Here is a 20902-nt window from a genome sequence, read left to right as displayed (position 1 = left end):
CGTATGAGAACGTCCTGGAGGGCCGGTGCACTCGTGGCAGGGATCGTCCTGTTTCTGGCAGGGGGCGGTGCCGCCTGGGCGGACATCTACCGCTACGTCGACAAGAAAGGGGTCGTGCACTTTACGAACGTCAGGACGGACCCCCGATACAAGCCGTTTATCCGCAGCGGAAAACGCGTCGCCGCAAAAGGCCCTCAGAATTTCGATCCCATCATCCGGCGCGCGGCTGAGCGGTTCAATCTGCGGCCTGCGCTGATCAAGGCCGTCATCAGGGCCGAGAGCAACTTCGATTCCCGGGCGGTTTCCGACAAAGGGGCTCAGGGGTTGATGCAGTTGATGCCGCCGACGGCGGTGGATCTGAACGTCCTGAATCCGTTTGATCCCGAACAGAATATTTTCGGCGGGGTGCGTTATCTGAGCGAACTGCTCAAGCGTTTCAACAACGATACGGTTCTCGCGCTGGCGGCGTATAATGCGGGGCCGGAAAAGGTGGCGGCATGCCAGGGCGTGCCGCCCTTCAAGGAAACCCACGATTTCATTGCGCGTGTCAAGAAGTTCTACATGCAATACGGGAAGGCCGGAGACTGAGAGCCTCTTCAGAGGGTGATCTCCTGTCGGGGACTGTCAATATTCCAAAGGGATGAACGTGCAAGCCGAGGCCGAAAAAAGGATCATGAATCTGCCGAACGCCCTGACCGGGTTTCGGATCGCCTGTATCCCGCTGGTGGTTCTCTGTCTGCAGTTCCAGGGCAGGATGGCGGCGTTTCTGGCCGCCGCCTTTTTCGGTCTGGCTTCCATCACGGATTTTCTGGATGGTTTTCTGGCCCGTAAATACGGGAATGTAACGATTTTCGGCAAGTTCCTGGACCCGCTGGCGGACAAGATCCTGATCTCTCTGACCATGATCGCACTGGTTCCGCTGGACAGAATCCCACTCTGGATCGTGATGCTCATCATCGCAAGGGAGATGGCGATAACGGGCCTGCGGGCGATCGCGGTCAGCGAGAACATTGTCATCCAGGCAAGCCAGCTCGGCAAGTACAAGACGATCTTTCAATCCGTGTCCCTGGTGGGCCTTTGCCTCCACTACTCCTACCTGGGCATTGATTTTCATTTTCTCGGCCTGATTTTGCTTTATGGTGCGCTGATTTTGACGCTTTGGTCCGGATGGGACTACTTCAGCCATTTCAAAAGGCTGTTCATCCGCTCGAAGGGTTGATTTTCGAAGGCGCGCGGGGCGCAGATTTTTTGTTGACAAACGTCCCCTGTAATGTAAAATAAAATTTCACCAAGCGGGAATAGCTCAGTTGGTAGAGCCTCACGTTGCCAACGTGATTGTCGCGGGTTCAAGTCCCGTTTCCCGCTCCAGCGTAAGCGACGGGGCTGATCTAACCATCAGCCCTTCTGTCTCTAATAGGGCGGCATAGCCAAGTGGCTAAGGCAGCGGTCTGCAAAACCGTTATTCACCGGTTCGAGTCCGGTTGCCGCCTCCAGTGAAATCAAGGACTTAGGGAGACCCCTTAAGTCCTTTTTTATTGGTGGGTCCTGCTGGGTGCACAGATTTGGGTGAGGTTGACTTGGGAGTGGCCACGCTTTGTTGAATTTGCCCGGCGTGCAACCCGTGATCGGGCGCCATCTATGTAACGCGCATACTGCGGTCAATTCCGGTAGCTGTTCCACTGATCGAGGTAAGCCGATTCAAATGACCGATTTTTCATGTATGCACGGGCCTTTGCCCTCATGGTCTCCAGCTTGGTACGGTCGTTTACGATCCCGAGTATCGCATGCACGAACGTCGTGCAGTCTCCGGCCGGTACGACGTAGCCGGTTTCTCCGGGTATCACGTTTTCCTGCGGGCCTCCGGAGTCCGTAACGATGACGGGCAGCCCGGATGCCTGCGCTTCGAGGACCACGTTGCCAAAGGTGTCCGTCGTCGATGGGAAGAGGAAGACGTCGCTCGACGCATACGCCTGCTCCAGGTCTTCCCCTTCCAGATAGCCTGTGAAGGAAGCGTTGAAGCCGGCAAGCGCACGGCGCATCTCCGGCAGGTAAGGACCGTCTCCGACCACCACGAGATGAGCGTCCTCCCTTTGGGCGGCCACACGTTTGAAGACCTCGACGAGGAACGGGAGATTTTTTTCCCGCGACACCCGCCCGACATACAGTAATTTGATGGTGTCGGCCGTCAACCCCAACCGCTTCTTGAAAAAACCGTTGCGTTTCGAAGGATGAAAGCGCTCGATATCGATGCCACGGTCGTATAAGCGCAGCTTTTCACGTGGAATGCCATGAGCGGCGAGTTCCTCACCGGTGGCTTTGGATGGGACATAGATGGCCTCCATCTGGTTGTAATACCAGATCATGTACCGCCACATCAGATCTTCCATTGCGTTGTCCTCTGTCAGGTGCATCACATATTGGGGCAGGGCGGTATGGTATGTGCCGTGAAAAGGAAGGCGCAGAATGCGTGCGATCACCAGTGCCGCCAGGCCCACGGGACCAGGTGTCGCTGAGTGGATATGGGTGAATCCCTGCTCGAAGCAGGCGTTGAGCATCTTCAGAAGCGGGGGGTAATACAACTTCAGCTCAGGGTATTCCGGCATTTCATAGACGCCGATAGGCGCGAAGTTGACGACGCCTGATGCGTCGGGCCTGAGGTCGCAGGTGATGATCGTCTGTTGTTTATGGTTCTTGAGGGCCATTTGAAGCTGCATCTGCAGGGTCAAAGCCACACCATTCACCTCATAGAACGTATCGGTGAAATGGGCGATCTTCAATCGCTGCCGATCCTTCTTTCGGTGTTCGAAAAGATCGCTCTGGCATAGGCGCGCGAACTCTCTGTCTTTGGTAAAGAGGGAATAGGATACGAAATAGGGCGCCAAGAGGGTGTAAAGGGATCCGGCAGAGCCGATCATCTGAAAGATATCGATGACATTCGCTCCTGAGAGATTGTCGAAGATCGAATCGGCCAGTTTCTTGATCACCTTTTCTGAGATCTGGTTGACAAAGCTGAACCATACCTCGTCCATCTGCTCGAGATGAATGACATCTCCCTCCAGAACCTGTTTCAGTACACGGTCCTCGAAGATCACCTCTCTGGCCTCTTTCAGGAGCAGGTCCTGAAGCCTCGTTGTCCCGGAAATCATCCGTGCGCCGGGCCGGCGCAGATTCCAAGCGGCCTGCTTCAGGCGCTGCAGGAACCCGTCCTCCGACCGGTCCCGTTTGGGCGTGAGCACGTGGTCCGTGAAGCGTAGAAAGGGCTCATGACTTACGGCCTTGTGAAGGTTGAACCGACTTCCGTAATACTGGTAGCCTATGCTGTAAAGGTTGTGCCCCATGGTCTTCGGAGTTGAGACGCGCTCCACAACGGTGATATTTCCCATGCGGATCGAATCGAGAAAGATCTCTTTGGACCATGCCCCTGTCACTTCGGAATAGGTGCGTGCGATCGTGAGGGAAGAGTGGTCATCCGACCCGCCTATCAGGACCTTTTTCCAGGGCTCCCTCCCAATGGGTTTTATCCCGGTTTTATTCGCAAGGCGCTCCATATCCATTTTGCCGATTTTTTCGACGATCGCCTTGACACTGTCATTCTGATGGCGATCCCTCGATCCGTTGATCTCGAAATGCGTGAAGAGCAGCATCAGTTTCTCGATCGTTTCCAGGCTGAGCCGGTCGTTCACGGCATAGAGCGGATGGGCGAGCGCATGCAGAATACCCGCTTTGTCCAGATAGGCGACCAGATCATAGACATTTTCCCTGAGGCGGGAAATATCCGCGTGCTGTACCTCGGTCAGGTCATAGGCAAGTACGTGCAATTTGCAGCGATCTTCGGGGAAATAGGTGGTTATTTCTTCGCTGACGAACGTCCCTTCCAAGTGGGCGATTTCCAGGCTCCCGGACAGCGTGTTGTGGTCGGTAATCGTGACAAAATGCATGCCTCTTTCACGGGCCGTTCGGTATAGTCGGTGCGGGTCGGTGTAGCTCTCGGAGCAGCCGATCTTACGTAGGATCCATTCGGAAGGCCGTTTTGAATATTTAGAGTGAACATGCAGATCAGCCCTCATTGTCATCGGTTCCATTTCAATCCTCCCTGGTTTTTATCCGGAAAAGGTCTTTTCGGCCGATCTCGGTGTCAATCCAACCCTTTGCTTGTACGGCGACTTGTGGATTGCCTCCGGGCAAACGCTTGATTTCCTGGCGATCGGCAAAATGGGACCTGGCGCGAAGCGGTGGGACCAGGCGGCGAAGCCGGTGAAGAAACATCCTCATTTCCGGATTGGTAACCGGCTCGTGCTGGATAAGGCATCTCCGGAGGGATGCTCCCCGATATACCTCAGAGACCAAAACGATGTAGGAGTCGACTTTATGCGTCGAATTGCCCCCCCTGCATCAAAAAACAACCCTGAGCGCAATCTAAACGATGAAGACGGTCTCGCCGGCCCGGACTCTATCGCCGGGTTTGACGAGTATCTTCATGCTGTCGTTCCAAGTCACGACCAGATCGACTTGCGATCCGATGCGAATCATTCCAAAGACCTGCCCTTTTTCCAGATCTTGGCCTTCATAGAAAAATTGGTCGATTCCTGAGACCGAACCGCCGGCGATCTGAACGACATAACACGAAATAGGCATCTCTTTGAGGGATCCTCGGATCACCGTGACCGTTCTTTCATTTTCAACGATATGAAGACTGTTTGCATAAAGCGGCAAACGTTTGAAAAGAGTTCGCAGATGCATCGATCCCATGTGAAAATTTTTGCGTTTGGCGGGATGATGCCGAATCAACTCGATATTCCCAGAAATGGGAGCACGATTATAGTGCACATCGAATGGACTCATGAATACGCCGATAATGACTTTCGTATGCTCAAGATCCTCCTTGACGATTTCATTCACACTGACGCTGTGACCTTGTTTAATACAAATGATGGGTTCTGAAGGAGAAATTTTTTCCACATACACAATCGTTCCGTCCGCGGGACTCACCACATTCAGGCCGGCCGGCGTTCGCCGAGGGGGATTTCGAAAAAACCAGACATAGCGCCAAAATGCGAAGGCGCCCAGGAATGTCCCCAACAAGAGGGAACCGGCCAAGGCTATTCGGGTAAATGCTTCCATGCCTCGACCTTCAGTATGCGTGCAATCGCCACCCCGGATGAATAGGGGAAATCGACCAGCTCGAAGTGCTTATTGTCTCTCACACATTTCAACCACCTCTTGACCCCCGTATTCCTTATAGCTTCCCGCATATACACATTGGTGTCGTGCAGAAGAATATAACTGTTTTTCTTGGACCTTTTCAGAATATTTGTAAAATCGAAACGGACATTTTCAAATGAGTGATTACCATCGATGAATGCTAGATTTATTAAAGGCAACTTATAATTATCATATTGTCTGAAAAAATATTCAGATGTCATTTTGTAATGTTTTACAATATTTTCTACATTGAACTGACTCAGATGTGCATGCACAGCTTCTGGATTATCCCAATTGCCACGCCCACCAATCGTTTTTATAGGGCCATCTTTAATTATGTTATAGGATGGATCTATAAAGCTCATTGCGCCAAACCCATTGTCTTTCATTGCGATAGCCATGCAGACAACACTGAATCCATAACCGGAACCTATGACAACAGCATGTTTAGGACGCAGACATCTCACGAGTCCATAATATAAAAATCCGAATCCAAGGTTCAGACTGTTTTTATCTGTGTAATGTCCGAGGGGTTTTGCTTGGGTTAGGATTTTTAAAATAGTATCTTTATCTATGCTGAAACTTTGCAATCCAGTCTCCTATTAAGCATTGAATTGTATGCAATCTTATATATGAATTGTTTTACTGGTATAAGGAGTTGGAAAGATTTGTGTTTAAATCACTCGGGCTAGAAATTTTCGCAAATTCGCTCGGTTCGTTTTGAATGAATTTCTTACGGGAACATCATCCGATGCTAATCAAGCGGACGTACCTTAACCCCATAGAAGGCGCGGTGCACGCATCGAAGGCCGGATGTGTCGTTCCTGTCCGACTGCTGCCGCTCCGCGCCGGAATCCGAAGCAAAAGGGGATTCTCCGCGAATCATGTCAACAAAGGGCCTCTTCATCATCCTGCTTGCGCTTTCAGCCGCCGCCTACTGGCTCGGTCTGCGGCGGTCCCAAACCGTCGCCCGGCGCGCAGGGGCGATGGGGGGCCTTCATTCCAGGCCCGTTTACTACGGTCTGCTGACCGCGCTTTGGTGCGGGATTCCGGCCCTTATCGTTTCCGGCGTCTGGTTGAGCGCGCAGACCGGCATCATCACCCATCTTGTCGTTGCGCAGCTGCCGGAGGAGATCCGAGCCTTGCCTGCCGATCGGTTGAGCCTTGTTGTCAACGATATCCGTAATCTGGTGTCCGGTAACATCCTATCGGGGCAGGCCGACCCGGTCATGGAGGCGGCCGCCGCCCATTACCTGGATTTGAAGGACACCAGCAGCGCCGCCCTGAGCGTCCTCGCACTCCTGTTGGCGATCGGGAGTGCGCTCATCGTCCTGCGTGCCATCTCTCCCCGCCTCCGCGCCCGAAACCAAGTCGAGAGCGTGCTCAAGGCGATCCTGATTGTCTGTTCGACTATCGCTGTTTTCACCACTATCGGGATTGTCCTTTCGGTGCTTTACGAAGCGATCCGGTTTTTCAAGGCGGTTCCCGTCACGGAGTTTCTCTTCGGACTCGAATGGAGCCCGCAGATGGCCATCCGGGCCGACCAGGTCGGGTCGTCCGGGGCCTTCGGCGCCGTCCCCGTGTTTCTCGGCACGGCGCTTGTCTCGGCCATCGCTATGGTGGTGGCGGTGCCGATCGGACTCATGTCGGCCATATACCTTTCGGAATACGCCGGCAAACGGTTTCGCGCGGCTGCAAAACCTCTCATGGAAATCCTGGCGGGCATTCCGACCGTGGTCTATGGGTTTTTTGCGGCCCTCATGGTGGCGCCCCTCATCCGCGAAAGCGGCTCCTTCCTTGGGCTGGCCATCTCATCTGAAAGCGCCCTCGCGGCGGGCCTTGTCATGGGCGTCATGATCATACCGTTCGTCTCGTCCCTTTCGGACGACGTCATCAACGCCGTGCCCCAGTCGCTGCGGGACGGAGCCTATGCCATCGGCGCCACGCGATCGGAAACCATCCGCCAGGTCATCATTCCCGCCGCCCTGCCGGGGATCGTTGGAGGGATCCTGCTGGCGGTCTCACGGGCCATCGGTGAGACGATGATCGTTGTGATGGCCGCCGGGCTTTCCGCCAACCTGACGATGAACCCGTTCAAGACCGTCACCACGGTTACGGTCCAGATCGTGACCCTTCTTGTTGGCGATCAGGAGTTCGACAGCCCGAAGACCATGGCAGCCTTTGCCCTGGGGCTGGTCCTCTTTCTAGCAACCCTCTGCCTGAACGTCATAGCCCTGCACGTGGTGCGCAGATATCGGGAGCAATACGAATGAACCTGAATGGATCGCGGACCATCGATATCGTCAATCAGGGTCTTCGACGACGTTACCGCGCGGAGCGGCGTTTCCGCTTCTATGGCATCACGGCGATTGTTTTCAGCCTGGCCTTTCTCTCTTTTCTATTCCTCTCCATCATCAGCAAGGGCTACACCGCCTTCAGGCAGACGGTCATCCAACTCGACGTTTTCTTCGATCCCAATCTGGTGGACACCGGTAATCCGGCCACGGACAATTACCCGGCCCTTGTTCGCGGCGCTCTGCACAGACAATTTCCCGAGGTGCAGAGCCGCAGCGAACGGCGTCAACTGGCGGCCCTCATGAGTTCGGGGGCAGGCTTTCTCCTGCGCGATCTGGTCCGGGAAGATCCGGATCTGATGGGGCAGACCCTTCCTGTGTGGCTGCCGGCGGATGACGATGTCGACATGTTCTTCAAAAGTCCATCCAGCCGAAGCGTTCCCCAGAGCGGGCGGCGTCTGAGTGACCGTCAGATCGAATGGCTCGATCGCCTGGCGGACGATGGCCGTATCCGCTCCCAGTTCAACAAGACCTTCTTCACAGCCGGCGATTCGCGCGAACCGGAACTCGCCGGGATCTGGGGCGCCGTCTGCGGTTCCTTCTTCACCCTCGTGGTGACCCTGGTGCTGTCCTTCCCCATCGGGGTGGCCGCAGCCGTCTATCTTGAGGAATTCGCACCCAAAAATCGGTGGACCGATCTCATCGAGGTCAACATCAACAACCTGGCGGCCGTGCCATCCATCGTCTTTGGACTGCTCGGGCTCGCCGTTTTCCTCAATTTCTTCGGATTGCCCCGCTCCGCGCCCATCGTCGGGGGCCTGGTCCTCACCCTCATGACCCTTCCCACCATCATTATCGCCGGGCGCGCCGCACTCAAGTCCGTGCCGCCATCCATCCGGGAGGCCGCTCTCGGTATCGGGGCATCCAAGATGCAGATGGTTTTTCACCATGTACTGCCGCTTGCCATGCCGGGCATGCTGACCGGCGCCATCATCGGGATGGCCCAGGCCCTCGGGGAGACCGCACCCCTGCTGATGATCGGCATGGTGGCCTTTATCGCGGACATCCCGCAGGGGCTGAACGATCCGTCAACGGTTCTGCCCGTGCAGATTTACCTCTGGGCCGACAGCCCCGAACGCGGTTTTGTCGAGAAGACATCGGCCGCCATCATGGTCCTGCTCGCATTCCTGATATCCATGAATGCGCTGGCCGTTGTGCTGAGGAAGAAGTTCGAGCGGCGCTGGTAAATTGCCCGCGCCATGGGAAACCCAAAACATTCAGACAGAAAAAGGAGACAGAGGTATGTTCAGGAAAATCGCTACACTTGGTACAGCATTGGCAATGGTTGGAAGCATGGCGGTTGCGCAGGTCCATGCGGCGCGAGATTACATCAGCATCGTAGGATCCTCGACGGTATACCCGTTCAGCACCGTGGTGGCGGAACAGTTCGGCAAGGCCACCTCGTTCAAGACCCCGAAAATCGAGTCCACCGGGTCGGGCGGCGGCTTCAAGCTGTTCTGCGAAGGCGTCGGGGTCCAGCATCCGGATATCACCAACGCCTCCCGGGCCATCAAAAAGAGTGAGTGTGAAACCTGCATGAAGAACGGTGTCACCGAGATCGTCGAAGTGAAGATCGGCTACGACGGCATTGTCATCGCCAACTCCAAGCAGGCGCCGGCGCTGAAGCTCACGACGAAAGACCTCTTCATGGCCCTTGCCAAGGAAATTCCCGATCCGCAGGGAAGCGGCAAGCTCGTCCCGAATCCGTTCAAGACCTGGAGGGAAGTCAATCCCGAATTGCCCGACAGCCGGATCGAGGTCATGGGCCCCCCTCCCACCTCCGGGACGCGGGATGCCTTCGTCGAGCTGGTCATGGAGACAGGCGGGCTGGAGATGCCCATGCTGGCGGACCTGAAGAAGGCCGATAAAAAGCGGTTCAAGTCCGTCTGCCATACCCTGCGCGAGGACGGGGCCTACATCGAGGCCGGTGAAAACGACAACCTGATCGTTCAAAAGCTGGTGTCCAATCCGAAGGCCCTCGGCATCTTCGGCTTCAGCTTCCTCGATCAGAACATGGACAAGATCCAGGGGGCCTTCGTAAACGGTGTCGCGCCCTCCTTCGAAGGTATTGCCTCGGGTGAGTATCCTGTATCGAGGCCGCTCTTCTTTTATGTGAAGAAGGCGCACGTGGATGTCATCCCGGGCATGAGGGAATTCCTGGCCGAGTTCACCAGCGAAAAGACCTGGGGACCCGAAGGCTATCTGGCCGAAAAGGGGCTGATCCCCATGCCGGATGCGGAACGGCAGAAATACACTGGAGCGGTCAAGGCTTTGCAGACCTTCTCCTGTGAATAGCGGCGCCCCACCCCCCTCGCCGCAACGGCCGGGACCCGGGAAACCGGGGCCCGGCCACTTTCGAAAAAGCAAGGATTGGGCTGCGATCAAACATCTGCTGTTTGACCTTTTCTTTTCGGATCGGACCTTGAAGAAAACCGCCAACCCTCCAGCACCGAGGCTTGCATGAAGAACCAGGCCGCCCTGCCGTTTCGGGGAAAACGCGACCAAGGGCCTGCAACGGCAAACGAGACCCAGGACCCGAAGGCGTTCCGCACCATTGGGGATATTCACGTGCCGAACGCGCGCATGACCTGTCGGGATGTGGATGTGTATTACGGGACGAAACAGGCCATCTTCAACGTCTCCCTCGACATCGGCCGCAATGAGGTGATCGCCATGATCGGGCCGTCCGGCTGCGGCAAATCCACGTTTCTGCGCTGCCTGAATCGGATGAACGACACGATCGAAGGCTGCCGTGTCACGGGGAACATCCGGCTCGACGAAACGGATATCTACGATCCCGCCCTGGACGTGGTTCCTCTGCGTGCACAGGTCGGGATGGTCTTTCAAAAACCGAACCCTTTCCCCAAATCCATCTACGACAACGTGGCCTATGGGCCCAAGATCCACGGCCTGGCGGAAAAGCGGGTGATGCTTGACGAGATCGTCGAGACCGCGCTCCAAAAGGCGGGTCTCTGGGAGGAGGTGAAAGACCGCCTCGACCAGCCTGGAACCGGGCTTTCCGGCGGGCAGCAACAGCGGCTGTGCATCGCCAGAACAATCGCGGTGAGCCCCGAGGTCATCCTGATGGACGAACCCTGCTCCGCCCTGGACCCCATCGCGACCGCCCGCATCGAAGATCTGATCGATGAACTGCGCAGCCATTACACCATCGCCATCGTGACCCATTCCATGCAGCAGGCATCCCGCATCTCGCAGCGCACCGCCTACTTTCACCTCGGATATCTGGTCGAGATCGGTCCCACCCCCGAGATGTTCACCAAGCCCAAGCACCGGCTCACCGAAGACTACATCACCGGCCGCTTCGGCTGATGGAACATCGTGATCCCGGGTGAGACGCGCGCAGGACTTTGCGAGGACTCTTCAAGAAGACCTTCCCTTCGGCGCAGACCGCCCTCCCGGTACCGACGCAGGTCCGGTCCGGTGGCCCGCCTGACGTGCAGGCCGCTTGGAGGAATACCCTTTTGATGGCCACCGCTGAGCAAAGTGAGAAAATCCATGGACAAACGACATATCGTCAAGGCATACGACAGAGAACTCGAACTGCTGAAATCGAAGGTCCTTGAAATGGGCCAGGCCTGCGGCCGGCAGTTCGCTGGCGCGATAGAGGCCTTCAAACGCCGCGATACGGATCTGGCCGGCAGGATCTTTCGAGCGGATGCGGGCATCAACGCCCTCGAAAGCGAGATCGACGCGTTCACCGTGTACTTGTTGGCCAAACGACAGCCCATGGCCGTCGATCTGCGGCAGATCATCGGGGCGCTGAAGATCGCGGGCGATCTCGAACGGGTAGCCGACTATGCCGCCAATATCGCCCGACACCTTCTCGAATTGAATGACCTGAACGTCCAGGCGCCGCTTCGAACGATCATCGAGATGGCGGAGATGGCCTCGGCCATGCTGCATGATGTGCTTCGCGCCTACGCTGAGCTGGATGTGGCGCAGGCCATCGAGGTGTGGCACCGTGACCAGCGCATAGATCAGGCCTACGCCGGCCTTCTCTCGGAGCTTCGGGGGGTGATGTCGGAGGATCTGGAGAGCATCAAGGCCTGCACGACCCTCCTTTTTATCGCCAAATCCTGCGAGAGGATCGGCGACCACCTCATGAATGTCGCCGAAAACGTGCACTTTATATCCGTGGGGAACCCATACCGCGGCGAGGGTCAGGGATGAATGAGCTGTCCTGAACCGGGGCGCGGTGCCCACGCGCAGAGAGCGGGAGGGTTGACATCTAACAGAATTCTAACAGTACCGCCGTTCGATCTGTGGTATGAATAGATTCAGGGGGAGTATGTCCTTCAGCGGCTTTAAGACCAGCTAAAGCAGCCGCGCAAGGGGCTGATCCACTCGTCGGCCTTTTGCAGCGTATTTTGTGTGATAGGGAGAAGCGACATGATTTCAGAGTCTTCTGACTTGGAAAGCTTCATCGATGCCATCAAGGGAATGGACTTTGAAAGCATCATTCTTGCGGCGGATAAAGAGGCCCTCGAAGCCTGGCGGGAGGCAAGAAGGTGCTTGAGCCGCGAGCGGGCTGATCGACATACCGCCCTCACGGAATATGAGGCGAATCTGAAAAGATTGGTAGCCTTCCTGCGTTACAGTGCACGCCGCGCTCCAGGACATAATGGCGAGTTGTTGTTCCGGAGACTTTGCACCGATTTGAATACGAAAAAAATGTAAGGTATTGCAGCGGCGGTCGTTCGCTGATTCGTGCCCACCCAAACGCTGTTTCCAACAGGGCGGCGTTCCATCGCTTTTTTCAGAACAGCAGCCGGCTACAGATGTTTCAAGGCACTCGAGAGGCTTTAGCCCATGTGCCCGGCAAAAGAAGACTGCAGGCTGTGACAATGGATACGTCAAGGAAGCGGTTTGCTGCACGATCAAATGAATGACCCCAACCAGGCAGCATCATGGATGTGATCCGCATACCCAGTCCTCCCAACAGGCTCATGAACAAGAGGGGGTTCCTTTCTTTCCGATAGGGGCTTCCATGGTGATCGCTGCGGCAGATCAGCGCGTAAAGCATCTGATTGATAAGCACGCTGTTCAGAAAAAGCCCGCCTGCCGTTGTTCCCCATCCGTATCGCAGCACGCCGTATGCGCCCGCCGGCAGAGCAGCGGCGCATAAAGCAGCGGAATGCCAAAAGCTCATTGAAACCTCCTGATCCGTGAGCAGGTGTTTGCCGTACTCTCGGGCTGGTTGCATGGATGCAATCGGTCCGGGAGTGTCGTAGGCGAGTCCGAGAGCCAGAAGGTTGGTCGGGATGCTGGTCCAGGCCCCGACGGTTGGACGGAGTAGACCAGCCCCTGCCAGCATTTCGAGCCCGAGGTCGACCTGGTTCACCGTCATCGTGAATCGGAGAGCGTTGCGTGTGTTGTTGTAAAAGGCCCTGCCATCCAACACCGCCGTCATCACGCCTTCGAGATGGTCGTCCTCCAAAACGAGATCCGCTGTTTCCTGCGCAAGCATGGAGCCTTGGCGACCCATGGCGATCCCCACATCAGCGACCTTGAGCGCCAGCACATCGTTGACGCCGTCGCCGACCATGGCTACATGAAGGCCGGCTCTCTGGTAAGCTTGAACAATTTGGAGTTTTTGGGTGGGATTGAGCCTTGCGAAGACGTGGGTACGCTTGACGAGGGTTTCCAGGGTCCCCCGGGGGGATGGCCTTCCAGATCGGCCGAATCGAGAATCCGTAAAGGCTCGTCCCCGCTCAATTGCAGTTGCTCCGCAATGTGCTGCGCTGTCAGGCTCTGGTCACCTGTAATCAAAACCGTCCGGATACCGGCTCGATGAAGATTTTGAACCAGCCCGTGCGCTCCCTCTCTCACCGGGTCCACAAGCTCCGCAAAACCGGTCCAAATGAACCCTGCCTCTTCCCTGCCGGTTTCACCGGGGTCGCCACCTGTTTCGAACTGGTATGCGAAGGCCAACACACGAAGCCCGGCGGCGGCTGCGGAGGCGTTCTCGATCTCGATGCGCCGTCGCCCTTCCTCCGTCATGGGGAGGATGTGGTTGCTTTTGCGAAGATGCCCGCATCGAGCCAAAACCTCCAGCGGACTGCCTTTGACGACGGTCAGAACGACTTCACCATCCGCAAGATGGCTCGTTACCATCAGCGGCAGGTCCGATACGCGCCCCGTACTGCGCAATAGGGGATATTTCGTCCGCACACCCTCTATATCGACTCCGCCTCTTTCAACCATCTCGAGCAAGGCCTTTTCGGTCGACGAGCCTTCGATCGATTGCACGTGTTCGGGTGTTTCCAGCGCTGCCTCGTTGCAGAGCGCAGCAAGGATCAGAAGCCATTCCATCTCGTCACCGGGGTTGGATAACCGTTTGCCGGTTACATCGGTGAAGCCCTCTCGGCTGATCCTTCAGATAGAGATTATGCGCCTCGATCACCCTGGCATCCGCGGGAATTCGACTTCCCGGGGTCAAATCCACGACATCTCCTGGAACGACGTTCTCAAAGGGAATTTGCAATAGACGCCCGCTGCGCAACACGCAGGCGTTAAGCCTTATGTTCATCCGGGTTGCTTCGAGATCCCGGTCGGCCTTACGCTCGGCATAGAAACCGACCGCCGCATTGATCGACACCACAGCCAGGGTCACGAACCCTTCGATGATCCGGCCGGTGAAAATAGACAGTGTTGCGGCCATCCCCGCCAAAGACATCGGCACCGGGGAAAATTGATCCTTCAGAACGCGGTACGCTGACCGCGTCGCAGCACCAGGTAAGAGATTCCCCCCGTAGATTTCGAGCTTTTTGCGGGCTGCCGCAGGCGACAAGCCCTTGGAGCGGGAGGAGCGGAAATGGGCCAGCGTTTCGGCCGTTGTCCGGCGATGCCATGGCTCTTCCTCATCTGTCCGCAACAGCGGCTTTCCGCGTTGTCTCGCTCTTTCAGATTTCTTTTCGTTCCCGTGCCTTTTCCTGGCAGCTTCGACCGAGGAACCGCAGGCCTCTTCGAACTCGCCGCAAAAAACAATGATGTGCTTCCGGACTTCATCGAAAGACCAGCGCTTGTCGAATTGGACAAGGATATTTCCTGTCCATGCACTTGCGGAAACGTTTCTTACCGGACTACAATCCAGGAGTCTGCCTTCAAGATAACGTCCTAGTTTTTCACATTTTTTCAGTCCAATGACATCGAGTCGCACTCTACCAGGCAGATGGTGCAGGATTCTTCCTGCAGGTTTCTTATCCGCATTCGATTCACGATGTCGAGTCAAGGCGCCCTCAGATCTTTTCGACGTTCAGCGTATCGGTGCCAATGCTACCCTTTCCATTTTCAGTGGTACTCAATGAAGAATCAAGGTTTATCCACCTTCCGATCCATAACCCCTCTCATAGGAAGGCAGGCGGGAACCATTAGGTCCGAGGGAGGGATACCCCGACCAGCCCGAGGTAACGTGCCGATCGCCATTCTCAGATGGACAGAGATGGACGAAGAATACTCTCGGATCTATCTGACGGATATTCTTGCCCGAAAAATTAATTCAAGGCTAATCAAAATCAAATATTCAGGGATCATCCTCATCAGCATGCGAAAGCAGGAAAGGTTGTGCCAGGCGAATATCCAATGCCCCCGGTGCGGGTCAAATGCTTTGAACCGCTACGGAAGGTCTCCTCAGGGAAAAGAGAGGTATATCTGCCTTGTCTGTAACCGTCAGTTCGTCCCCTCAACGAACCGGGGGGTGACGAATGACCGTCCGCAATGCCCGCTATGCGGAAGTTCGATGCATATCTACATGCGGGAGCCGGGTTTTATCAGGTTTCGCTGCTCACAGTATCCGGCCTGCAGAGGTTATTCTAAACGTGAGGAGGAGATTCCGGAAAAATGACTCTTTGGGCGCAGGTGTCCCTCGCACATTGCGCGTAAGGGATCCGGACATCAAAAATCGACAGGGGCCTGTGCACAGGCAATTTTTCAACACGCGCCAAGGGCGATGTTCGGCAGGCCCTTTTTCGGTTGGGTGGTAGAGAAAGTTCTGAGGTTGCAGGTCTTTCCTTTCGGGTGGCATGGATCTGAACCTGCAGGAGCGTTCAGATTTTTCCACGGACCGGTTTTATATGTCCCCTTTTAAAATCTCCACCTTGTCGGTTTTTTCCCAAGGCAGATCGATATCGGTTCGGCCGAAATGGCCGTAGGCAGCAATCCGTTGATAAAATCCTTCCGGATGCGCAGCGGGCAAATGCCTCAAATTGAACTGCCGCAAAATGCCGGCGAGCCGAAAATCGAAATTTCTCCGGACGATTTCCCCAAGATCTTCATTTGAATATTTGCCGGTGCCAAAGGTCTCTACCTGAAGGCTTACCGGTTGAGTAATGCCGATTGAATAACTGAGTGCAACCTCACACTCCGTTGCAAGCCCGGCTGCGACAACATTCTTGGCGGCGTACCGGGCTGCATAGGCCCCGATCCGATCGATGCGCATGGGCCCCTTTCCGCTCAGGGCATTTCCGCTGTGGCGTGAAAAATTACCGTAGGTGTCGACAGCGTTCTTCCGTCCGGTCAGGCCAGAGTGATGCGAAGGGCCTCCTGTAAACACACCGTCAGGGTTGATGAAAAGCTTCGTTCTATTCAAGGGCTTGATCTCTTCATCCTCAAAGCTCGGTCCGATCACACGCTCGACGATATCATCGCGCAGCATTTTCTGGGCGGGCGATTTAGGGTCTCTCTGGCTGGCGGTCACAGCGATGCTGTGAATACCAAAAGGCCGGCCCTTTTTAAACTGGACGCCGATCTGGACCTTTCCATCCGGCATGAGATAGGGCAGGTCCTGATTTGTCCTCGCTTGGGTCAGGCTGTAAGCGAGTTTATGAGCCAACACGATGGGCAGCGGCATCAGGACGGATGTTTGATCACAGGCAAAACCAAACACCGTACCCTGTTCTCCCGAGGTAATGCGATCGATTTCCGCCTCGGTAAGGGCATGCTCGTCAAAGAGGGCCTTTTTTTCGGGCGGTCGGCCTTGAGGCGCTGTCAGGATGCTGCAGGTCTTGGAATTGAAATCGGGTTGGTCATAGCCGATTCGTTTGATAACCTTGCGTGCCACGTGCGGAAGATCCACCTTGGCGCTGGTGGCGAAATGCGCCCCGATGAAAAGAATGGCGCTCGATACGGCGCACTCCGCCCTGACAAGGACACAAGGATCCTGCACGAGGAAGTGGTCGACGATGGCGTCGCTGATCTGGTCGCAAAGTTTATCGGGATGCCCCTCGGTCACAGATTCCGAAATGAATGTATAGTCTTTTCTCATGGCTCTTCCGCCTTCTTTCGGCCCTTGGCCGTTTCATTGACAACCAACGGGATCACCGCACTGCCCATGACAACGGCGAGATCCGCGAGTCCCAGGGTCGCCACTCCGAGGAAATTCCTCAGAGGCGGCACGAAAAGTGTCATGGCCTGCAGGAGAAGGGACCCCCCGAGTGCAATTGCAAGATAGGGGTTCGCCGGCATCTTATCTTGTCCCGACAGGTGACTCGATTCGGAACGGCAACTGAGGGCGTGCAGCAGTTGGCCGATGGTCAGGCTTTGAAAAGCGAGCGAGGCGGCCCGAATACCCATGCCATATCGAAGAATTCCAAAGCCATAAGCTCCCAATGACGCTGCACTGATCACAGCGGATTCCCGGACCATCTGTTTGAAGTCGTTTCTGTCGAACAGCGGCGCCTGCGGGTCCCTGGGGGCCTGTTGCATGACATCCTGCTCGGGCGGTTCCATCGACAAGGCCAGCCCGGGAAAAATATCCGATATGACGTTGATCCAGAGCAGTTGCATCACGCTCAGGGGAAACCCGATTCCAGCGGCTACGGCCAGGAACATCACCATGATCTCGGTCAAATTCGTAGAAAGAAAAAAATGCACGGATTTTCGTATGTTTCGATAGGTTGAACGGCCATCGGCAATGGCGATGACAAGCATCCTCAAATCATCACCCTCCAATACGACATCAGCCACCTCCCGTGCAACGTCCGTCCCGCTCTCACCCATGGCGATGCCAAGATCGGCGGCCTTCAACGCAGGCCCGTCATTGATGCCATCCCCGGTCATGGCCACCACGCGTCCGGCGCCCTGCAAGGCCTGGACGATCCGGAGCTTGTGGGCCGGGCTGACCCGGGAGTAGACATGCACCTTCCTTGACAGGGCCTGCATGAGCTTTGGATCGATCTTGACCAGTTCGATCGAGTCGAGAATACCCAATGGACCTTCCTCATTGAGGTTCAGCTGCTCCGCGACCGCGTAGGCCGTTGCGCTTTGATCCCCGGTAATCATGATAGTCCCGATACCGGCTCGATGAAACACTCTCATCAATTGTGCCACCCCGTCCCGGATAGGATCGGCCATCCCCACGAGACCGAGCCACACCAGACTGCCGTTTTCGGCCGGCTCCGGCGGAATACCGTCGTCATGGAGGGCATAGGCAACCCCCAGTACGCGCGCGCAACGTCTGACCGGCCATCCGTTCGTTTTCCATCTCGATCCGGCTGCGGGCGACCTCGTCCAATGGGACTATCTCTCCCCTCATGAACTGCCGGCCGCAAAGATTCAGGACCTCGGCCGGGCTTCCCTTGACCGCCAGGAGATGCCCCGCAACCGGCCTCTTGTGGAGGGTGGTCATGTACAAGCGTTCATCCGACCGGTAGGTGATCTCGAGCAGGGCATGGTCTTGACGGAACTGGACGGGGTCAACGCCGGCAATCCAGGCTAGACGGATAAGCGCTTGCTCGGTGGGCGACCCGTTGAGTTCGAAACCGCCGGTCGACGGATCGACGGCGATCCGGGTCTCGTTGCAGAGCGTACAGATTTCGATCAGCTTCCTGAGGGCGCTCCCTTCCTGAAAATTCACTGTGCCGGTTTCCGCAGCGGGCCCTTGTTTGCGGATATGAACTTTTTCGAAGGCTGCGTAGGTTTCGGTGACGGCGATGCGGTTGAGCGTAATGGTACCCGTTTTGTCCAGACAAAGGGTCTGTATAGCCCCTAGGGTTTCAACCGCCTGCAGATGGCGGATCAGAACGCCGTGTTTCCGCATCTTGTTGATGCCCATCGCAAAATTAATGGTTGCGGCGGCAGGTAGTCCTTCCGGCACAGCGGCTGCGGCCAGCGAGACGCCCGTCCGGAGCATCTGCAGAAATCCGTAGCCTCGCAGGAAACCGATCAAAAAGACCGCGCCGCAGATCAGCCCGCAAAGAATCACCAGTTGATCGCCCATGACCCGCAGCTGTCTCTCGATCGGTGTTTCGGGCCGCTCGGTTTCATCGAGAAGGATCTGAAGACGGCCGATCTCGGTGTGGGCACCCGTAGCGACCACCACGGCAAGTCCCTCACCGCCTGTCACCAGCGTTCCCATATAGGCCATGTTGAAACGCTCGGCCAAGGGGACACTCTCGAGGGTAACGGCATCGGGCCGCTTCTGGACAGGCATGCTCTCACCGGTCAAGGCCGACTCGTCGATGCTCAGATGGGTGACTCGGACAATGCGGCTGTCTGCCGGTACGTATGTTCCGGGTTTCAGAACCACGGCGTCCCCGATCACGACCTCTTCGATGGGCACTTCGGCGGGCTTGCCTTCTCTCAAGACCGAAGCGACCGGGTGTACGATCCGTTTGAGCGACGCGATGGTCTTCTCGGCCTTGCACTCGGTTACATATCCGATGATGGCATTGGCAACCGTTACGCCGGCGATCACCAGAGCGTCCAGCAGGCCTCCGGTCACCAGGGCGATGCCGGCGGCACCGCCGAGCAAGGCCACCGGGAGAGAAAGAAACTGTCCGGACAGGATATCCCACCTCGAACGCGGTTGCGATTCCGGGAGGGTGTTGGGGCCGTATAATTTCAGTCGCCGCGCGGCTTGTTCGCGGGAGATCCCCTTTTCTCCGCTTTCGAGGATCGTCCATACCGCCGCTGCATCCAGTGTGTGCCAGGGTCTTGAAGGCTGCGCCTCTTCGGAGGGGAGGAATTCGCGGATTTTGTCCTTCACTGAGCGAACGATCCCGGATGCGAGGCCTGCCGTTCGGGAGCGCTCTGTTTCCCTGCATTCCCCCGCGCTGCAATCCAGTGTTCCAGAGATAAGCGAAACGTTCTCGCCGCGGGCGTGGCCGACGAACGCTGCCAGCAAATCGGCTGCATCCCGAAAGTCGAGATCGGCGCTGAATTGGAGCAGGATGTTGCCGGTTACCGAGTTGGCCGATGCCGAGAGCAGCTTTGGATGGGCATTCAGATGGGATTCCAGGAACCGCTTCAGGGCTTCGGAACCTCTCAGTCCGTCCACCTTTAAGCGCGCCCTCCCAGGCACCTTCGTATGCAAGGGATGGATCATGGAATCGTCCGCAGATTGGTTTGCGCCCGATGCGTCAGACAACAAACCCTTGCAATCGCCTGACGACTGCAAGGGTTGAAGACCGTGATCCGGCCGCCGGACACGCGCTTTAGACCGCTTGATTATTCATCGCCGTGCATCTTGTCGACGATGGATTTCGAGAAGATGCCCATGGCGTACCAGAAAGCGGTGTACCAGGGGGGCGCACGCAGGTTGCCACGCAGGATCTGCACAATGCCCACGGCAAGGAGGGCCATGAAAGCCAGTCCCGGTAGATCCACCTCGCCGCGCGTGAAACGCCTGACCGACCGGCTGAGGTCTCCCACGGGTTCCACCAGCCGCCGGGAGATGGGAACGCGCCATTCAGCCGTCGAAAGGAGCTGAAAAAGCCCGGCCTGAGAAGCGATATCACCGATCCTGCCGGCCTCCACAGTTTCACCTTTGAAAAGCAGGCTGCCGGTCAACGGATTGACCTCCAGCGTGAGGTCTTTCGTCTTGGCGGCAAACACCTCTTTTACCCGGGCAAAATACGAATGATCCCCAGTTCTGGAGGAGACCTTGATCCGCATTCGACCGGGTGTCTTATGCGTGAGGCAGGCCTCGGGGATGGCAGGTAGAAGGTCCGGCACCGGCGGCCCCGCTATGTCGTTGTGACGGCCTTTTTGGCCTTGGCAACCGGAGCGGCCTGCTCCCCGGCCAGTTCGGATTTGGCCTCGGCGGTCAGATCCTCGAGGGTTTCCTTGGTTTCTTCCGTGCCTATCCGGTTAACTCCCAAAGCATGCTCTTTCCAAGTTTTGGCCCATGCTAAAGCCGGAAGGCAGACCGGATCAGCCTCGCTCTGCCATAGGAAATGGCAAAAGAACCCTTAAATAAAGGCAAATCTCTTGCCGTACACGGGCAAAAATTCTTCTTCCTGCCATTGAACACCAGCCTGCTTCCACGGTTGCTGGGAAGAGTTTGTTTTGGGTGCCAACCGGATAGGCATGGATTTTTGATCATTGCA

General features: G+C 56.5%; 21 protein-coding genes and 2 tRNA genes. 11 read left to right on the top strand and 12 right to left on the bottom strand.

Annotated elements, in window-relative coordinates; all coding sequences use genetic code 11:
• The first annotated feature begins 3 nt into the window (after positions 1-3).
• The 4 genes from ACZ500_RS16465 (at position 4) to ACZ500_RS16450 (ending at position 1493) form a co-directional block, all read left to right on the top strand.
• A complete protein-coding gene (locus ACZ500_RS16465) occupies positions 4-588 on the top strand; it encodes a transglycosylase SLT domain-containing protein (protein WP_464228475.1) in 585 nt (194 codons plus the stop codon).
• A gap of 52 nt (positions 589-640) precedes the next feature.
• Entirely contained in the window at positions 641-1219 is a 579-nt protein-coding gene (gene pgsA / locus ACZ500_RS16460) for a CDP-diacylglycerol--glycerol-3-phosphate 3-phosphatidyltransferase (protein ID WP_464228474.1), read from the top strand.
• 73 nt (positions 1220-1292) lie between these two features.
• Positions 1293-1368: transfer RNA gene (locus ACZ500_RS16455), tRNA-Gly, on the top strand.
• Positions 1369-1417: 49 nt separating this feature from the next.
• Positions 1418-1493, top strand: a tRNA-Cys gene (locus ACZ500_RS16450).
• A 165-nt stretch (positions 1494-1658) separates the two neighbouring features.
• Here ACZ500_RS16450 and ACZ500_RS16445 read toward each other — a convergent pair.
• The 4 genes from ACZ500_RS16445 to ACZ500_RS16430 all read right to left on the bottom strand — a co-directional run bounded on the left by ACZ500_RS16445 (position 1659) and on the right by ACZ500_RS16430 (position 5792).
• Complete coding sequence (locus ACZ500_RS16445) at positions 1659-4082, bottom strand: glycosyltransferase (RefSeq protein WP_464228472.1); 2424 nt, start codon at positions 4080-4082, stop codon at positions 1659-1661.
• Position 4083: 1 nt separating this feature from the next.
• Positions 4084-4272, bottom strand: a complete 189-nt coding sequence (locus tag ACZ500_RS16440; RefSeq protein WP_464228471.1) for a hypothetical protein — start codon at positions 4270-4272, stop codon at positions 4084-4086.
• A 144-nt stretch (positions 4273-4416) separates the two neighbouring features.
• Positions 4417-5121: a phosphatidylserine decarboxylase gene (locus ACZ500_RS16435; RefSeq protein WP_464228470.1), complete on the bottom strand. Its 705-nt coding sequence runs from the start codon at positions 5119-5121 to the stop codon at positions 4417-4419.
• Entirely contained in the window at positions 5100-5792 is a 693-nt protein-coding gene (locus tag ACZ500_RS16430; protein ID WP_464228469.1) for a class I SAM-dependent methyltransferase, read from the bottom strand. Before ACZ500_RS16430 ends, ACZ500_RS16435 begins: the two co-directional genes overlap by 22 nt.
• Positions 5793-6086: 294 nt before the next feature.
• On the opposite strand from ACZ500_RS16430, the gene pstC reads away from it, so the two are divergent.
• The 6 genes from pstC (at position 6087) to ACZ500_RS16400 (ending at position 12254) form a co-directional block, all read left to right on the top strand.
• Complete coding sequence (gene pstC, locus ACZ500_RS16425) at positions 6087-7475, top strand: phosphate ABC transporter permease subunit PstC (RefSeq protein ID WP_464228467.1); 1389 nt, start codon at positions 6087-6089, stop codon at positions 7473-7475.
• The gene (gene pstA / locus ACZ500_RS16420) at positions 7472-8743 is read left to right on the top strand and encodes a phosphate ABC transporter permease PstA (protein WP_464228465.1); all 1272 of its coding nucleotides are present in this window, start codon (positions 7472-7474) and stop codon (positions 8741-8743) included. The genes pstC and pstA overlap by 4 nt, the downstream gene beginning before the upstream one ends.
• Positions 8744-8798: 55 nt before the next feature.
• On the top strand, positions 8799-9851 hold the full coding sequence (locus tag ACZ500_RS16415) for a PstS family phosphate ABC transporter substrate-binding protein (protein ID WP_464228464.1): 1053 nt from the start codon (positions 8799-8801) through the stop codon (positions 9849-9851).
• A gap of 165 nt (positions 9852-10016) precedes the next feature.
• Entirely contained in the window at positions 10017-10886 is an 870-nt protein-coding gene (gene pstB / locus ACZ500_RS16410) for a phosphate ABC transporter ATP-binding protein PstB (protein WP_464228463.1), read from the top strand.
• A 186-nt stretch (positions 10887-11072) separates the two neighbouring features.
• Positions 11073-11747 (top strand): phosphate signaling complex protein PhoU, encoded by a 675-nt coding sequence (gene phoU, locus ACZ500_RS16405; RefSeq protein ID WP_464228462.1) that lies wholly within the window; start codon positions 11073-11075, stop codon positions 11745-11747.
• A gap of 219 nt (positions 11748-11966) precedes the next feature.
• Positions 11967-12254 (top strand): hypothetical protein, encoded by a 288-nt coding sequence (locus ACZ500_RS16400; RefSeq protein ID WP_464228461.1) that lies wholly within the window; start codon positions 11967-11969, stop codon positions 12252-12254.
• A gap of 106 nt (positions 12255-12360) precedes the next feature.
• Here the strand turns inward: ACZ500_RS16400 and ACZ500_RS16395 are convergent, their stop codons facing one another.
• The 3 genes from ACZ500_RS16395 to ACZ500_RS16385 are packed head-to-tail and all read right to left on the bottom strand — an operon-like array spanning position 12361 to position 14451.
• Positions 12361-13161: an HAD-IC family P-type ATPase gene (locus ACZ500_RS16395; RefSeq protein ID WP_464233070.1), complete on the bottom strand. Its 801-nt coding sequence runs from the start codon at positions 13159-13161 to the stop codon at positions 12361-12363.
• Positions 13125-13889 (bottom strand): hypothetical protein, encoded by a 765-nt coding sequence (locus ACZ500_RS16390; RefSeq protein ID WP_464228460.1) that lies wholly within the window; start codon positions 13887-13889, stop codon positions 13125-13127. The genes ACZ500_RS16395 and ACZ500_RS16390 overlap by 37 nt, the downstream gene beginning before the upstream one ends.
• 4 nt (positions 13890-13893) lie before the next feature.
• Positions 13894-14451, bottom strand: coding sequence for a cation-transporting P-type ATPase (locus ACZ500_RS16385; protein WP_464228459.1), 558 nt, complete (start codon positions 14449-14451; stop codon positions 13894-13896).
• A 297-nt stretch (positions 14452-14748) separates the two neighbouring features.
• Between ACZ500_RS16385 and ACZ500_RS16380 the strand changes: the two genes are divergently transcribed.
• Positions 14749-15420 (top strand): IS1/IS1595 family N-terminal zinc-binding domain-containing protein, encoded by a 672-nt coding sequence (locus ACZ500_RS16380; protein WP_464228458.1) that lies wholly within the window; start codon positions 14749-14751, stop codon positions 15418-15420.
• A 225-nt stretch (positions 15421-15645) separates the two neighbouring features.
• Here the strand turns inward: ACZ500_RS16380 and metK are convergent, their stop codons facing one another.
• The 5 genes from metK to ACZ500_RS16355 form a co-directional block, all read right to left on the bottom strand.
• Positions 15646-16839 carry a methionine adenosyltransferase gene (metK, locus tag ACZ500_RS16375; protein ID WP_464228457.1) on the bottom strand — a complete coding sequence of 398 codons (1194 nt, stop codon included), beginning with the start codon at positions 16837-16839 and terminating at the stop codon, positions 15646-15648.
• Complete coding sequence (locus tag ACZ500_RS16370) at positions 16836-17891, bottom strand: HAD-IC family P-type ATPase (RefSeq protein ID WP_464228456.1); 1056 nt, start codon at positions 17889-17891, stop codon at positions 16836-16838. Before ACZ500_RS16370 ends, metK begins: the two co-directional genes overlap by 4 nt.
• A 97-nt stretch (positions 17892-17988) precedes the next feature.
• A complete protein-coding gene (locus tag ACZ500_RS16365) occupies positions 17989-19875 on the bottom strand; it encodes a cation-translocating P-type ATPase (RefSeq protein ID WP_464228455.1) in 1887 nt (628 codons plus the stop codon).
• A gap of 146 nt (positions 19876-20021) precedes the next feature.
• Positions 20022-20468, bottom strand: a complete 447-nt coding sequence (locus ACZ500_RS16360) for a hypothetical protein (protein ID WP_464228454.1) — start codon at positions 20466-20468, stop codon at positions 20022-20024.
• A gap of 71 nt (positions 20469-20539) precedes the next feature.
• The gene (locus tag ACZ500_RS16355; protein WP_464228453.1) at positions 20540-20674 is read right to left on the bottom strand and encodes a hypothetical protein; all 135 of its coding nucleotides are present in this window, start codon (positions 20672-20674) and stop codon (positions 20540-20542) included.
• Positions 20675-20902 lie beyond the last annotated feature (228 nt).

This window comes from Desulfatiglans parachlorophenolica, assembly GCF_055394735.1.
The sequence above is the reverse complement of the archived record's forward strand: the minus strand, read 5'-3'. Positions and strand labels throughout refer to the sequence as shown.